This window comes from Vibrio anguillarum, from assembly GCF_001989995.2.
GTDB lineage: Bacteria > Pseudomonadota > Gammaproteobacteria > Enterobacterales > Vibrionaceae > Vibrio > Vibrio anguillarum.
Window position 1 is genome coordinate 36,594 of sequence record NZ_JAHGUP010000095.1, and the last position, 15,818, is coordinate 52,411.

Sequence of the window (15,818 nt, forward strand, 5' to 3'; positions counted from 1 at the left end):
CTATTTTCTGCTTTGTGCATGATGTCAATTGATGTGATTGTGTTTTTATTTTGTTAATAGCCAGAGTTTTTGGCAAAAAACTCGGAGTTTTTGACAAGTATTCTTCTCGCGCTCAAAATACACTGCCAGCCATTGCAGGAAACCCGACCTTTTTCGGGAGTGAGATTGAGGAAAACGCATGTTTACAGCAACAGATGTGTTGAATGCAGAGTTTATCGAGCAACCGCTTGATAAGCTGTGGTCGCTGATCTCTCCACTTTATATGGTGGACGAATCTCAATGGCTGAAGCAGTTATTACCGCTGGCAACAGCTACAGAATCAGAAAAATCGGCGATATTAAATAAAACAACCCAGTTAATCGAAGCGATCCGAGCCGACAAAAAAGCGGTGCAAATGATCGATGCCTTATTACTTGAGTACAGTTTAGATACGCAAGAAGGTATTTTGTTGATGTGTTTGGCTGAAGCTCTGATGCGTATTCCCGATGCGGAAACCGCGGATGCTTTTATTAAAGATCGCCTCAGCGTTGCGGATTGGAAATCTCATCTGAAAAATTCTGACTCTGTCTTTGTCAATGCGTCCACGTGGGGGTTGATGCTGACTGGTAAAGTGATTGGCCTTGCTGATGTGGATACGACTAGTCCAACGCAGGCGGTTAATCGTCTAGTGAATAAGCTTTCTGAGCCAGTGATTCGTAAGGCGATGCACCAAGCGATGAAGGTGATGGGCCACCAATTTGTGCTAGGCCGAACCATTGAAGAAGCACAAAAAAATGGCCGTCCTATGCGTGATAAAGGGTATACCTATTCATTTGATATGCTCGGTGAAGCGGCGTTAACCACGGCCGATGCCAATAAATATTTCAAAGATTATTTGATGGCGATTGAGGCGGTTGGCCGCGAGAAATATGGCTTATCAACTAGCCCGGCACCGTCCGTATCAATCAAGCTTTCTGCATTGCATCCGCGTTATGAAGTGGCTAATCAAGAGCGCGTGCTGAGCGAGCTTTATAGCACACTGCTACAGCTTTTAGCCCGTGCTATCGAGCTGGATGTGGCGATCACTATTGATGCAGAAGAAGCAGACCGTTTAGAGCTGTCATTAAAGCTATTTGAAAAGATATATCGCAGTGAGCCCGTGAAAGGGTGGGGGAAATTTGGTTTAGTTGTACAAGCTTACTCTAAGCGCGCTTTACCCGTTTTAGTTTGGCTTAATGGGTTGGCGAAACAGCAAGGTGATGTGATCCCACTGCGTTTAGTCAAAGGGGCGTATTGGGATAGCGAAGTGAAGTGGTCTCAGCAAAGTGGCTACAGCAACTATCCGGTATACACACGTAAAGAAGCTACTGATGTCGCCTATTTGGCTTGCGCTCGTTTTCTTTTAAGCGAGGATGTTCGTGGTCATATTTTCCCTCAATTTGCCAGTCATAATGCACAAACCGTGACCGCGATTGCGGTGATGTCACAACACAAAGATTTTGAGTTCCAGCGTCTGCATGGCATGGGTGATGCTCTTTATCATCATGCAATGAAAGCCTATCAACAATCGGTGCGAATTTATGCTCCAGTAGGTAGTCATAAAGACTTACTGCCTTATTTAGTTCGTAGATTGCTTGAAAATGGTGCGAACAGTTCGTTTGTGCATCGTTTAGTTGATGCTCGTTGTCCTATTGATACGTTAACGCAACATCCTGTCGATATGTTGCTCTCGTTTGATTCTTTACCAAATACCAAAATCCCTTTGCCACCGCACATCTTTGCCGAGCGCGTTAATTCCTATGGTGTCAATATTGATATTGAAAGTGAGGCAACGCCTTTTGAAGCGAAAGTAGAATGTTGGCTCAGTAAACAGTGGCATGCTTCTCCTATCATCAATGGTGTTGCTCAGTTCGAAAGCATGATCAAGGCAGGGGCATCGCCGGAAGTTGTGGCTGCGCCGTATGACCGTAGGAAGCATGTTGGACAAGTGGTATTTGCCAACCTTGATCATGTTTCCGAAGCTATCTCAATAGCGGAGCAATCCTTTGCTGCTTGGAAGCAAGAAGAGCACAGTGTTCGCGCGGGCAAACTTGATAAACTTGCTGATTTACTCGAAGAGAACTTGGCTGAACTGGTCGCCATTTGTCATCACGAAGCAGGGAAAACCATTCACGATAGCATTGATGAAGTCCGCGAAGCGGTAGATTTTTGTCGCTATTACGCCAAACAAGTTTCCGCGTTAACACCCTTTGAAGTGACGAGTTTTGATAATGAAAAGCGTAAAGTGAGTCGTGAAGGTCGTGGTGTTTTCGTGTGTATTAGCCCATGGAACTTCCCTCTTGCGATTTTTCTTGGGCAAATCACGGCAGCGTTAGTTGCGGGTAATACGGTCGTTGCCAAACCCGCAGAACAAACCAGTTTGATTGCTTCGCGTGCCGTGGAACTGATGTTGGAAGCTGGCTTTCCTGCTGGCGTTATCCAATTGTTACCCGGACGTGGTGCAGAAATTGGCAGTGCGCTGACTTCTCACCCTGCCATTGCAGGTGTCGCGTTCACTGGATCAACAGCGACCGCGCAACGTATCAATCAAGCTCTTGCTCAACGTGACGCCGCGCCAGTGCCGTTGATTGCAGAGACGGGTGGGCAAAATGCGATGATCGTTGATAGTACGGCTTTACCCGAGCAAGTGGTGAGAGATGTGATTCGTTCTGCCTTTGCTTCGGCCGGGCAGCGCTGCTCTGCATTACGAGTGCTATTTGTTCAACAGGATATTGCCGATCGCATCATCAGCTTGATTCATGGTGCGATGAATGAGCTCAAGATTGGTCTTCCTTACCTCCACAGTACAGATGTCGGCCCTGTTATTGATGAAAAAGCCAAACAAAAGTTGCTCTCTCACATTGAACAGATGACCAAGACACAGACCAAAGTTGCGCAATTAGAACTCGGTTCGGAGTGCCAACACGGCGATTTTGTACCGCCAGCGGCTTTTGAAATTTCAGATATTCACTGCTTAACCGAAGAGCAATTTGGGCCGATCTTACATATCGTGCGCTTTAAAGCGCGTGAGCTGGCCGATGTAGTGCAGCAAATTAATCAAACTGGTTTTGGTTTAACCATGGGGATCCATAGCCGCAATGAAACGACGTATCGTTGGATAGAAAAACACGCCCGAGTAGGTAACTGTTACATCAACCGTGATCAAGTGGGTGCGGTGGTGGGCGTGCAACCATTTGGTGGGCAGGGGCTTTCTGGTACCGGACCAAAGGCAGGTGGCCCACATTACTTATACCGTTTTACTCAAACTGAATTTTCTCAGTAATAAAGGCTCAGGAGAATTAGCATGGTTCATCAAGTAACACGTTTTTCTGACGCTTTTTCAGCATGGGAAAATTGGAATATCACCGATTTTGATTCTAAATGTGAGTGCTTACTTTCATTTAAAAATCTACTAGAAAGCGCTATGCCACAACTGGCAACAGTGATTTCTTACCATCTTCATCAGGCATCGGCGCTGTTGGCGCATTCGCATCAATTGATCGGTCCTACTGGAGAAACCAATGAGCTATACACCGCAGGTCGGGGCGTGGCTGTGATCATCCAAGGTGAACACAGTGATAAAGCGCAACAGGCGGTGGCAGCTCAGCTTTGTGCCGCTCTTGTGGCAGGCAATAGCGTCGTCTTATGTAGTGACGATGCGATGTTGATTCGAACACTGCAAGCGGCATTTGAGCAGTCAACACTCCCTACTAATCTCATTCAGTTTACGTCTTTTGATGCTTATCATCCGTTGATGGCGTCGGACGTTCGAAGTGTAGGTTACGTTGGGAACACTTCGGTTGAGCGTAGCCTCAACCGTCAGCTAGCTGATCGTAATGGTGCGATTGTCAGCCTAGTTTCTGAAACGGACTTGAGCGCGATCCCCGTGGCTCATGATCCTCACTTATCGTTGCGCTTTATTACCGAGCGTACTCGCACAATAAATATAACAGCAGTGGGTGGTAATGCGACCTTGCTTGAGCTTGGTAGCGAAACCCATTAATCCTTTCTGTTTTATCCTCTTCTTCGGAAGAGGACATGGAAGGCGATCTTTTAAAGAGGACAAACACAATGGAAAATAGCTTTGCTATTACAACCACCTTTATCCTGTATCTTATTTTGATGCTGGCTATTGGTGTGGTCGCATACCTTCGAACGAAGAACTCCGCAGATTATTTCTTAGGAGGGCGATCATTGGGCCCTTGGCCTGCGGCTTTATCGGCGGGTGCATCTGATATGAGCGGTTGGTTATTGCTCGGTTTACCTGGTTACGCGTACGCCGCTGGTATTGAGGCTTTCTGGCTAGCGGGTGGCTTATTATTGGGCACATGGGCTAACTGGTTAGTGAATGCTAAGCGCTTGCGCACTTATAGCATCACGACAGATTCATTAACATTACCTGAATTTTTATCACGCCGTTTTAATGATAAATCTAAACTGATTCAAACCATTTCAGCCTTCTTTATTTTGCTGTTCTTCCTCTTTTATACCAGTTCTGGCCTTGTGGCTGGCGGTAAACTATTTGAAACGGTATTTGGTTTAGATTATTCAACCGCAGTTATTATTGGCACCATTTGTGTGGTCTCCTACACACTGTTTGGTGGATTTTTAGCCGTTTCTTGGACTGACTTAGTGCAAGGCCTATTGATGGCAGCGGCATTAATGATTGTGCCAATCGCGGCAATCAACGGTGGTTTGGGTCAACTGAGTCAAGATCTATCCGCAATCAACCCAGAGCTACTGACGCTGTGGCATGATGTGAAAGGTGAGCCGTTAACGGGCGTTGCCATTATCTCATTAATGGCATGGGGGCTTGGTTATTTTGGTCAACCCCATATTTTGGCGCGTTTTAAAGCGTCTCGCTCAAATAAAGATCTCACCACAGCACGTCGTATTGCGGTCATTTGGACCGGTTTATCCATGGCGGGAGCCCTATTAGTTGGCTTAGTTGGGCTTGTTTATGTGACGAACACAGGTTCGCTGGAGCTGGCAGATGGTGAAAAAATCTTCATGCTGCTAGTGAATGCGATTTTCCATCCAGTTATTGCAGGTATTTTGCTTGCGGCTATTCTTGCGGCAATTATGAGTACCGCTGACTCGCAATTATTAGTTTCTTCCTCTGCGTTAGCGGAAGATTTTTACAAGCAAGTCATCAAGCAAGATGCAACGTCGGAGGAGATAGTTCGTGTTGGCCGCTTTGCTGTGATTCTAATTTCTATCGTTGCGTTAGTGCTGGCCATGACACCAGATAGTTCCGTGCTCGGCTTAGTTTCGTATGCATGGGCGGGCTTTGGCGCCGCATTTGGCCCTGCAGTGGTATTGAGCCTTTATTGGTCTCGAATGAACCGCAATGGTGCACTAGCCGGCATTATTGTTGGTGGCGTGACAATTGTGGTTTGGAAACAACTGTCTGGCGGTTGGTTTGATGTGTATGAAATTGTTCCTGGGATCATTTTCTCTGTACTTGCGATCGTTGTGGTGAGCTTAGCGACAGCTGAACCCGAAGAGAGCGTGAGAGCACAGCACGTGACCTTTAAAAAGCAGTTGGTTGAACTAGATTGACATTCATACCGTTGTTCAATAACTAGCCCCTTTCTGAGGGGCTTTTTTGTACAGGTTAGATTGTGTAGTGTGCTTAGCAGAAAATAAGGAGATTGGGATGGACGTTTTTTGAAGATAGCTCACGAAACACACACTAAAGTTTGAGGAAAATGAACCTGTAGGCGCAAAATGTGTCAATTATCAATAATGATGCAAATTGTAGGGATTATTGGACCATGTCAAAAGCTTATTGCACCTGTTGTCGTAAAGAGACACCACATAAAGTCGTGATGAAGCGCTGTCAGTCAGAACCTTGTTCAACGTGGCAAGGTGTTCAAAAGTTTTTTGCGCTCATTATACAAGGTGAACCTCATTACAAAATGGAAAAGCAAGGTTTTTGCCGAGTATGTAATCACCCATCAACATTAAGCCACACCGACTTCTCACGCGTCCGCGTTCTCTAAATACTTCCAGCACTGCGCTAAGGTTTTTGGCGTAGTGCGCCTCTCGCTCAAAAGATAATTTTGCTTTTATTCGGCTGACTAAGTTTGATTTAGTGCACATTTACGTGCCGTTCTATTGCACGAGTGTCAAGTATTGGGAACTTAGGCAAAGTAATAATCCATAGTTGTAATACTCTCAAGCCCATTACTTTGGTGAACAAGCTTCAAGGAGCATTGCAATGCAATTGAGTTTAAAGAGAAAAATGGTGTTCTCTGTGGTTGCTGCTATTACATTGACAGCCGCTGCATTGGTTATGGTTGGCTATCAAACCTTTAAAACCGACAGCTGGAGAGCGATTGAGAGTGAAGCGCGTAATACATTACAGGCTCATGCAAAAGGGATTGGTGACTGGTTTAATGGTAAACAAAAAACGCTGCTAGGATTAAAAAACGAAATTGAGCGTAATCCACAATTAGACATTGTTCCTCACCTACGCCAAACCTTGGAGTCTGGTGAGTTTGGGCTGAGTTATTACGGTAATGAACAGGGCGATATGATCCGCAATGACGGATCGCGTAACCAAAATGGTTATGATCCTCGTGAGCGTGGTTGGTATAAAGAAGCCAAAGTCGCGGGTAAACCGATCACAACCGCCCCCTACGTCAGCGTTACCATGCAAACCTTAGTGGTGACATTGGCAGAACCTGTCCGTCAAAATGGCCAACTGATTGGCGTCGCCGCTTCCAATTTAGCTTTGGGTAAATTGATCAAGGACGTCTTAGCTATTGAGGTTCCCGGGAAGGGCAATGCTATTTTGGTGAATACCAAGGGGCTAATTGTTGCCCATCCCAATCAAGAGCTTATTTTAAAACCTACCCAAGAAATGGCCTCACAACTGACCATTCAAAGCATATCAGAGGCGGCAAATTCTCAATTACCACTCTTTGTTGATATTGATGGTCAGGCCAAAGTATTGATGGCGCAAAGTATTGAACATACCGACTGGCTGTTGGTTATGGTGATGGACAAAACGGTTCTTGAACAGCCACTCAATGACATGCTATTGAAACAGAGCTTGATTGGCTTGATGATTTTAGTGATCTTGGCATTAGCGACCTCATGGTTCGTCGCTCGTCAGTTGAATGAGTTGAGTAATATTGCTCAAGCTTTGTCAGATATCGCCGAAGGTGATGGCGATTTAACCCGTCGTTTAGCCGTTCGCAGTGACGATGAAGTCGGTATCTTAGCGGATAAGTTCAATAAATTTGTCGATCGCATCCATGTCATGGTGCAAAGCGTGCGTGATGTTTCCGTTTCCCTTAACCAAGGAGCGACACAGGCCGCAAGCTCAGCCAGTCAACGTAGTGAACGGATTCGTACTCAACAAGATGAAATTACTATGGTTGCAACTGCGGTAACTGAAATGGCATCTGCGACCGCTGAAATCGCGGGCAATGCTGATAATACCGCTAAAAATGCCAATGAATCGGTTGAGCTTGGCGCACAAGGCTATCGCCAGATGCAGCAAAGCAAACAGTCAATCAATCAGTTAGCACAAGAGCTTAGCAGTGCTGTGGGCATCATTGGTGAATTAGAAGTGCACGCTAATGAGATTTCAACCATTCTGTCGACCATTCGCTCGATTGCAGAGCAGACAAATTTGTTGGCCTTGAATGCGGCGATTGAAGCAGCGCGCGCCGGAGAGCAAGGTCGTGGCTTTGCCGTTGTAGCTGATGAAGTCCGAGTGCTTTCTCAGCGCACTCATGCCTCTACCGAGGAGATCCAGTCTAAAATTTCCGGTTTGCAGAAGGTAACGACCAATGCTGTTTCTGTCATGACGGAAAGCCATAAACTGGTCGAAACAAGTGTGCAAGATGTGAACCACACAGGAGAAAGCTTACACGCAATCAGCGAAGCCATTCAGATGATCAGTGATATGGCGACGCAAATTGCATCAGCAGCAGAAGAGCAATCTTTGGTGACAGCGGATATTAATGGCAACACCGAATCGGTACGTGAAGTCAGCGACCAACTCGCCAGTGATGCGCAAAATGCAGTGCAACAAGCTCATGAAATGCACCGTTTAGCGAATGAGTTAGATAAAGAAATTTCTCGTTTCAAACTGTAATCATCTCAACGTACTCAAAGTAAAGAGGCGATAAATAGATTACAACCAAGAAAGTGGGTTCTTGCTCACTTTCTTTTCCTTTTTTCTCCTCAGTCTTTTTATTCTAACGTTCCCCTATTCTATGTGATTTATATCACAATGCCTTGTGATGATAGGTTGGTTTAACGCTGTAAGCCATTATTGTATGCCATATCACTTTTTTTAGAGCGCCGTGTAAAACCATGAGCCTAGACCGCATCGACCAACAGATCTTACGTATTTTGCACAGTAAAGGACGGCTTCCCGTTGTTGAGCTGGCAAAGTTGGTGAATTTAACCACATCTCCTTGTTCTGATCGTGTCAAACGCTTAGAAAAGGAAGGGTACATCAAAGGCTACCATGCAGAACTGTGCCCAGAAAAGTTAGGTCTGGATGTACAAGTGTTCATTCATATTCGATTGGATCAAACCAGTTTCTCTATTTTTGAGCGCTTTTCACAAGCAGTGGCGGACATTCCAGAAATTGAAGCATGTTATTCATTGTCCGGTGATTTTGACACCATGATCAAAGTGAGGGTGAAAGATATGAAAGCCTACCAAAGTTTTATGTCTGGCAAGTTGGGGACATTGCCGGGAGTGATTCAAACGCGCAGTGAATTTGTGATTGAAGAACATAAAGCCAGCTTTGGCATTAATCCTGAGCTCATTTCCAAGACGCTGCCTTAGCTGCGAATGAGGTGAAATACGGTGCAAGAAACAGAACAGCAACAGCCCTTAACTAAAGACGTTACGACACTTTTTACTAGGTTAAAACAGCAGACAATAGCAGAGCCGTATCCTAGCCTTGAGCAAAGACGTATTTGGTTGCAGCGCTTAAAAACCGCGTTACTCAGTGAACAGGCCGCGCTCGTTGAAGCCTTAAATCAGGATTATGGTTATCGGAGTCGCTTTGATAGTACGGTTTGCGATCTGCTACCGGCCGTTTCACACATTAACTACACGCTAAAACACCTCAAATCGTGGACAAAATCGCAATCGCGTCATGCGGGTTGGCTATTATTGCCGTCGACAGTGAGCGTTCACTATCAACCCTTGGGCCTTGTGGGGGTGATTGTACCTTGGAATTTTCCTATCGTGCTCAGTATGGCTCCATTAGTCACAGCATTGGCAGCAGGTAATCGCGCTATGGTCAAATTGAGCGAACATACGCCTTGCACCAACCAAGTGTTGATGCGTATTTTTGCGACGGTCGATGAAGCGGTTGATACTGTAGAAGGTGGGGCTGACGTTGCCGCACAGTTCAGTGCGTTACCCTTTGATCATCTGTTATTTACGGGGTCAACACCGGTAGGTAAATTGGTTGCCCAAGCGGCTGCGAAAAACCTAACACCAGTAACGTTAGAGCTTGGTGGGAAATCCCCCGTGATCATTGCACCTGATGCTGACCTTGCGCTCAGCGTTGATAACATCATGCTTGGCAAAGCCATCAATGCAGGGCAGATCTGTGTTGCTCCTGATTATGTTTTACTGCCGGAAGGCAAACAACAAGCCTTTGTGGAGCTCTATCTGCAACGCTTTAAGCGCTATTTTTCCACTAAAGATGGCTATGATACGTCACATATTATTAATCAAACTCAGTTTGATAGGCTGCAACAATACTTAGACGATGCTAAACAAAAAGGGGCCACATTGCATCCCGTAGAAGGCGATGCAAAAGCGGGAACGTATCAATTTTTGCCTTGCTTAGTGACGAATGTGAAGGTTGATATGTTGTTATCCCAACATGAGATATTTGGCCCCATATTGCCGATATTGAGCTATCACAGTTTGGATGAAGCGATAGCTTATATCAACGCTCGCCCACGTCCGTTAGCTTTATATTTAATGAGTGATGATCACGAGCTGATCAAACAGGTTAGTACACAAACGCATAGTGGTGGCCTAGCTGTGAACGATACTCTGTTGCATGTGGCCGCCGATGATGCCCCCTTTGGCGGTATTGGCGATTCTGGGGTTGGGCACTATCACGGGATTGAAGGTTTTAAGACCTTTTCACACGCCAAAACCGTATTGTTTTCTAAGCGTTGGTTGCCACGTAGCCAGTGGATGCTGCGTTATCGTTTAGTGATGCTGGCAATATTACGCAGGCTATTTATTCGCTAATCAATGGACCACACATTTTTAATATCAGGCCATCCCCAGTTGGTCAGTGCAACATCTTTGAGCACCCCCTGAAAACGTAATGTTTGCTTATGGTGGAACAAAGGGACGAGGCAGTATTCGTTGATCAAACTCGATGCTAGCGGTTCCAACGCGATAAGGTAGTGTGTCAATGGTGTCGTTGATCGAATGTCGATTAACGCTTTGAGCAGCCATTGGCTCTCTGCGGGGCCAATGCAATGGTGCAACATTGGGTTGCCAAATAAATGGCTAAATGCACTGAAATGCCGATTGTCATCTAAATTAATATTGGTGATAACTATGGTTTCGTACAATTTGCCTTGCTGGGCCAGAAAATTCAATTCTCGGTAGGAGTAAATGTTGACGGCAGCAGCCAGCCCCATCTCCTCTAAAATATGTTTCACACCGAAGGCGCAATGAATCAGTACCGTGTAGTCATAGACGGCAATCGAGATTTGATTTGGCAGGCTTGCTTTGGGCGCTGGTGGTCGCACCACAGGTTGCCATACTGGCAGTAGGTTACTGGCAACGACGGCGTCAAACTTAGCTGGTTGTTGTGCTAAATAGTGCTCCAGTTTTTCTCCAGATATCTCGGTAGCTAGGTAGCGTTTCTGATTTTCATTAAGAGGTGAATGAGCACCTTGATTGAACAAAATAAACATGCAGCCATCTTCCACTCTTGACGACTGATTAGAGGTGATGATCGCCAGTTCTTCAACGTTACTCAGCTCTACATCGTGGTGGCAAGAGATGTTTTGTTGCTGATTTTTTTGTTTGATATGCATGCCTTGATGGTACAACTCGTCTTCATTTAAAATCCAAATTGTGACGTGATCCGTTAAAGCTCGGCAGCCATAGAATTGGTCAAATGCGCTTAAAATGAGTTTGTGAGGCGAGTGATCTTGAACTTGAAATGGGCCACAACCTGTCACCATTGGGGAGTATGCATTGTTCACTTGGCTGGCTGGTTGAATGGAATATTTGACGCCAGAGAGCAACCCTGCAAATCCTAAATCAGATTGATTAAGAGAAAATACTACTTTTTGTGGTTGTGGTGCGCTTACATCAACCAAATGCGCGAGCTCTTTTTTGTACTCTTCCAAACTAGAGAGTTTGGCAAATAAACTCACGATCGTATTAGCATCAATCGGTGAGCCATCGTGAAACGCTAATCCGGGGCGAAGATAAAATACCCACTGAAAATGCTGCGCATCATACTCCCAGTGATGGGCTAATTCTGGATGAAAGCGTCCTTGTTCATCACACTGGATGAGGCAGCAATAGATTTGCCTGAGCAGAAATCGCTCACTACTACGCTGTATTTGATGGGGCACTAGCCGTTCAAATGGTCGTTTATACGTCAGTTGAATGTGTAAGCGACCTTCGCGAATAGATGCGCCGGAAGTACTTTGCAACAAACGCCCAAACACTACCTCATCATTATCCAGTATGGTTAAGGCTTTTTCATATTTCCCAGCCAAAATTTGCTCTTTCGCGAGCATTTGTTTGATTGTGTCTAAATCGAGGTTCAGGCGCAGTATCGAGCGTTGGTTACGTCCGACTTTGGGTTGCCACTTGAGCCAACCTTGTTGCTGCATTTTAGCCACCAGATTTCGTGCATGACGCGGTGAGGTGAATAAACATTCTGCAACCTGTGTTAACGACACTTTAATCTCTTGACCCACACCAAGCACGGTCAGGCGTGTGTAATAACGTAATAAAGTAAGATCAGACACTCGCAAATCCTCTGGATGAAAGGGAAGAGATAGGCAGTTCAGTTCTTCGCACGGCCTTGCGCTTTGCCCTCCTTTATGGCCAAGTTGTTTGGGTATAGTAGCGAATTTATGAAGAACTAAATAAGAAATATTAATGATCATTTGTTCCTCATTTATTGATTTTTAGTTTTTAAATATCGTTTTAAGGCTAATTTCGATGATATGAGGAATTAAAAAATAAAAAATTCTCAGTTTTTGTATTCCTTGTTTTGATTCACAATCAACGCATCGATAGCTGAGGAGGTGAATGATGAACGACCCCATAACGACTGACACCAAACAGCCAACACCGCTGGCGATCTATTACCGCCAGCGTTTAGAAAAATCACGTAACCCTATAGAGGTAATGGCGATTTTAGCTCTGATTCATTTATGTCACTGGTGACCATGAATAAAGGCATCTTGCATACCCTAAACTCTTGAGTTAGCTATGCTCCTGTTACCCCCCAATTGCATAATTGCAGGATGCCTTTCCTTTTCGATACACATCACTTTTTCTTCGTCCTACTTTTCATCTTTATCGTAAACGACTACCATGACATCGCTTTTTTAAAGCCAATTTATATTTTAAATTCTCAGGGCGGGGTGAAATTCCCCACCGGCGGTGTGTTTGTTTTTTCAGTTGAGAAGGCAGATGAGCCCGCGAGCGCTCGATGTATCGAGGTCAGCAGATCTGGTGAAAAACCAGAGCCGACGGTTATAGTCCGGATGAGAGAGAATGAAGAGACGCCAGTTAGTTCGCTAGCTGGTGCAATTTGTTTTGGATTTGATCCCTCATAGCAGCCCTGATTCTGGTGATTTTTTAGGAGTACAACCATGAATCAGCTATCTCTACTTGCCAAATTTGGCGACCCTATTACTCGTGTTGAAAACGCACTGTCTGCGCTTAAAGAAGGGCGAGGTGTGTTGTTGCTTGATGATGAAGATCGTGAAAATGAAGGCGATATCATTTATGCGGTTGAGTCACTGACCACACAACAAATGGCACTGATGATCCGTGAATGCAGTGGCATCGTCTGCCTATGTTTGACCGATGAACAGGCTAATCAACTGCAACTGCCCCCGATGGTAATGCATAACAATAGCGCAAACCAAACCGCTTTTACGGTTTCGATTGAAGCAAAAACAGGTGTAACCACAGGCGTTTCAGCGCAAGACCGTGTCACCACAATAAAAACCGCGGCTCGCTTTGATGCTAAAGCCGATGATCTTGCACGCCCTGGCCATGTTTTTCCACTTCGCGCTCGGGCGGGGGGTGTTTTGGCTCGTCGTGGGCATACAGAAGGGACGGTTGATCTTATGCAAATGGCGGGTTTAATGCCTGCGGGCGTATTGTGTGAACTCACCAATCCTGACGGTTCTATGGCCAAAACACCCGAGATCGTTGCGTTCGGGCAAAAGCACAATATGCCTGTATTGACGATTGAAGATATGGTGTTGTATCGAACAAGATTTGATTTGCAATTAGCCTAACTGCGATGGCCCAGAGAGGTAAAGCTTCTTTGGGTCAGTCGCCATCTTCTCTATTATTCGACATCTAATAAAATAGATAGGTGTCCGATCGCTCTTCTGCTACAGTGGCGCGCTATTTCTTCACAGTCTGTCATCTTGATGGCACTGGAAATCTAACCCTAGGATCTATTTTGACCAATAACGATATTTTACGCCGTATTCGCTACACTTTTGATTTTAAAGACTCAGCTATGGTTGAGATTTTTGCTGCGGCGGACGGCTGCGTTACTCAAGAGCAAGTGACTACTTGGCTAAACAAAGAGACGGAATCTGTGTTGAGTGATGTGGATCTAGCGATATTTCTCAATGGCTTAATCAATACAAAGCGTGGTAAACGCGATGGTGAACAACCTCAGCCTGAAACACGCTTAACCAATAATATGATTTTCATGAAATTGCGTATTGCGCTGGATATGAAAGCAGAAGACATTTTAGACACATTAGCTTTCATCGATTTTCGTTTAAGTAAGCACGAGCTCAATGCATTTTTCCGCAAGCCTGACAATAAACACTACCGTGAATGTAAAGATCAAATCCTGCGTAACTTTTTAATGGGTGTTCAGCGTCAACTGCGTCCAGAAGATAAACGCGAATATCAAGAAAAAATCGATTAAACCAAAGAAATCTCCTGTAAGTCATTAGGGATCTCTTCATTGAAAAAAGCCATGTCGACATGGCTTTTTTACTTTAATGATCAACGATCTTCATTCTGACGCTTACGAATATCAGTTTTACCTCTTCTTGCTAAACTTTAAAGCGGTCTACCAACTCATAGAGTTCGTTGGCTCGGCTATTCAGCTGTTGGCTACCCGCTTGGTTCTGATTAGCCAGTTCAGCCGATTGACTACTTTGATCAGATATCACCACAATACGCTCTGATATCTCTTGCCCAACAATACTTTGCTCTTCTGTTGCCGTTGCGATCAGTGCGTTCATATCCATAATCGTGGCAATAGAGTCTTGAATTTTTTGTAATGCTGTCGATGCGGCATTGGCTTTTTCTACGGTGCTTAAGCTACGACTTTGGCTTGAATCCATCGCTTTAACTGCGGCATCAGAGGCATTTTTCAGTTGCCCGATCATGGCATGAATTTGCCCTGTACTGTCTTGGGTACGGCTGGCTAATTTTCGGACTTCATCTGCTACCACGGCAAATCCTCGTCCTTGCTCGCCCGCGCGAGCCGCTTCAATCGCTGCGTTTAACGCCAGTAGATTGGTTTGTTCTGCAATATCTTGGATAACTGCAAGTAGAGACGAAATGTTTTTCACATCGCCTTCCAGTTTTGAAATCACAAGGCTCGCTTCAGCGACCTCTTTGGCGAGATCCTGTACCGATTGTGCGGCTGAATCAACAATTTCATGGGCATCTTTGGCGTTGTCGTCAGCATCTTTTGCCGATTGAGCGGCATGGTGGGCGTTGTTCGAGATCTCTGTTGCGGTGGTGGTCATTTCTGTCATCGCTGTCGCTACTTGATCGGTCTCTTCACGTTGCCCTGATGCAATGGCGTCAACTTGTTGTGCTCGTTGTGTCATGTCATTGGTTTCATCCACAACCTGTTGCCCAACTTGGTGCACGCGCGCAATGATACTTTGCAAGCTGGAGACAAAGGCATTGAAGTTATCACTTAATCTTGCAAATTCAGGGGCGTTGAATTTTTCCATTCTTGCAGTTAAATCAGCGTCACCGTTTGCAAATGAACGAATCGATAAATCAAATAGCTCGAGAGGACGCATGATACTGCGATTTAAAATGATGGCGAAAAAACCGACGATGAGGATAATGATCAAGCTCATCAAACCGATATTGACTAAACTGCTTTGCATATTTTCCGCAGCGAGTGTTTCCATGTTGGCGATTACAGCATCAATGTCATCGGTGTAAAAGCCAGTGCCTATCATTAGATCCCACTGTGGCAAATAGGTAGAATAGGCCAATTTAGGTAGTGGTGTCGTCTCTCCCGGCTTGGGGAAATAGTAGGTAGTGAACTTATCTACTTTGGCATTTTTGATTAAATCTTGGATTAAATAGTTGCCATGCGTATCTTGCATGTTCCAAAAGTTATCGCCTAAACCAGCATTACTTTGGCCCAGTAGTAGTCGATCCCCTTTGCTATTGTAGCCAAAGATATAGCCACTATTTTCAAACGCGATGTCACGCAGTATGGTGATGGCTTCGCTGAGGGGAGCGTTCTTTTGTTTGAGTGATTTGAGCGCTGTATCGGCAATTTGCAGATATGAACG

Annotated in this window: 12 protein-coding genes and 1 riboswitch; of the genes, 10 read left to right on the forward strand and 2 right to left on the reverse strand. The window is 45.2% G+C overall.

Annotated elements, in window-relative coordinates; all coding sequences use genetic code 11:
* Positions 1–178 precede the first annotated feature (178 nt).
* The 7 genes from putA to PL85_RS16550 all read left to right on the forward strand — a co-directional run bounded on the left by putA (position 179) and on the right by PL85_RS16550 (position 10,272).
* Positions 179–3,301, forward strand: a complete 3,123-nt coding sequence (putA, locus tag PL85_RS16520; RefSeq protein WP_115339957.1) for a bifunctional proline dehydrogenase/L-glutamate gamma-semialdehyde dehydrogenase PutA — start codon at positions 179–181, stop codon at positions 3,299–3,301.
* Positions 3,302–3,322: 21 nt separating this feature from the next.
* On the forward strand, positions 3,323–4,021 hold the full coding sequence (locus PL85_RS16525) for a 1-pyrroline-5-carboxylate dehydrogenase (RefSeq protein WP_017042347.1): 699 nt from the start codon (positions 3,323–3,325) through the stop codon (positions 4,019–4,021).
* Positions 4,022–4,089: 68 nt separating this feature from the next.
* Positions 4,090–5,580, forward strand: coding sequence for a sodium/proline symporter PutP (gene putP / locus PL85_RS16530; protein ID WP_017044927.1), 1,491 nt, complete (start codon positions 4,090–4,092; stop codon positions 5,578–5,580).
* A gap of 215 nt (positions 5,581–5,795) precedes the next feature.
* Complete coding sequence (locus PL85_RS16535; protein ID WP_013868195.1) at positions 5,796–6,023, forward strand: hypothetical protein; 228 nt, start codon at positions 5,796–5,798, stop codon at positions 6,021–6,023.
* Between the two features lie 218 nt (positions 6,024–6,241).
* Positions 6,242–8,131 (forward strand): methyl-accepting chemotaxis protein, encoded by a 1,890-nt coding sequence (locus tag PL85_RS16540; protein WP_013868194.1) that lies wholly within the window; start codon positions 6,242–6,244, stop codon positions 8,129–8,131.
* Positions 8,132–8,352: 221 nt separating this feature from the next.
* The gene (locus tag PL85_RS16545) at positions 8,353–8,835 is read left to right on the forward strand and encodes an Lrp/AsnC family transcriptional regulator (protein ID WP_010317305.1); all 483 of its coding nucleotides are present in this window, start codon (positions 8,353–8,355) and stop codon (positions 8,833–8,835) included.
* Positions 8,836–8,856: 21 nt separating this feature from the next.
* Positions 8,857–10,272 (forward strand): coniferyl aldehyde dehydrogenase, encoded by a 1,416-nt coding sequence (locus PL85_RS16550; protein WP_115339956.1) that lies wholly within the window; start codon positions 8,857–8,859, stop codon positions 10,270–10,272.
* Here PL85_RS16550 and PL85_RS16555 read toward each other — a convergent pair.
* Complete coding sequence (locus PL85_RS16555) at positions 10,269–12,167, reverse strand: SgrR family transcriptional regulator (RefSeq protein ID WP_115339955.1); 1,899 nt, start codon at positions 12,165–12,167, stop codon at positions 10,269–10,271. The two genes, PL85_RS16550 and PL85_RS16555, sit on opposite strands and share 4 nt — an antisense overlap.
* 145 nt (positions 12,168–12,312) lie before the next feature.
* On the opposite strand from PL85_RS16555, the gene PL85_RS16560 reads away from it, so the two are divergent.
* The 3 genes from PL85_RS16560 to PL85_RS16570 all read left to right on the forward strand — a co-directional run bounded on the left by PL85_RS16560 (position 12,313) and on the right by PL85_RS16570 (position 14,191).
* Complete coding sequence (locus PL85_RS16560; protein ID WP_013868191.1) at positions 12,313–12,450, forward strand: hypothetical protein; 138 nt, start codon at positions 12,313–12,315, stop codon at positions 12,448–12,450.
* 182 nt (positions 12,451–12,632) lie between these two features.
* Positions 12,633–12,789: riboswitch (FMN riboswitch) on the forward strand.
* A 92-nt stretch (positions 12,790–12,881) separates the two neighbouring features.
* Positions 12,882–13,538 (forward strand): 3,4-dihydroxy-2-butanone-4-phosphate synthase, encoded by a 657-nt coding sequence (gene ribB, locus PL85_RS16565; RefSeq protein ID WP_115339954.1) that lies wholly within the window; start codon positions 12,882–12,884, stop codon positions 13,536–13,538.
* A gap of 170 nt (positions 13,539–13,708) precedes the next feature.
* On the forward strand, positions 13,709–14,191 hold the full coding sequence (locus PL85_RS16570) for a YehS family protein (protein ID WP_038148283.1): 483 nt from the start codon (positions 13,709–13,711) through the stop codon (positions 14,189–14,191).
* 130 nt (positions 14,192–14,321) lie between these two features.
* Here PL85_RS16570 and PL85_RS16575 read toward each other — a convergent pair.
* A partial coding sequence (locus tag PL85_RS16575) for a methyl-accepting chemotaxis protein (protein ID WP_208895738.1) occupies positions 14,322–15,818 on the reverse strand: 1,497 nt, incomplete at its 5' end.

Bases quoted from the DNA above. Each gene is read 5' to 3' on its own strand.
- PL85_RS16525 (WP_017042347.1), top strand. From the start codon at position 3,323: ATGGTTCATCAAGTAACACGTTTTTCTGACGCTTTTTCAGCATGGGAA.
- PL85_RS16535 (WP_013868195.1), top strand. From the start codon at position 5,796: ATGTCAAAAGCTTATTGCACCTGTTGTCGTAAAGAGACACCACATAAA.
- putA (WP_115339957.1), top strand. From the start codon at position 179: ATGTTTACAGCAACAGATGTGTTGAATGCAGAGTTTATCGAGCAACCG.
- PL85_RS16540 (WP_013868194.1), top strand. From the start codon at position 6,242: ATGCAATTGAGTTTAAAGAGAAAAATGGTGTTCTCTGTGGTTGCTGCT.
- PL85_RS16545 (WP_010317305.1), top strand. From the start codon at position 8,353: ATGAGCCTAGACCGCATCGACCAACAGATCTTACGTATTTTGCACAGT.
- ribB (WP_115339954.1), top strand. From the start codon at position 12,882: ATGAATCAGCTATCTCTACTTGCCAAATTTGGCGACCCTATTACTCGT.
- PL85_RS16555 (WP_115339955.1), bottom strand. From the start codon at position 12,167: ATGATCATTAATATTTCTTATTTAGTTCTTCATAAATTCGCTACTATA.
- PL85_RS16560 (WP_013868191.1), top strand. From the start codon at position 12,313: ATGATGAACGACCCCATAACGACTGACACCAAACAGCCAACACCGCTG.
- putP (WP_017044927.1), top strand. From the start codon at position 4,090: ATGGAAAATAGCTTTGCTATTACAACCACCTTTATCCTGTATCTTATT.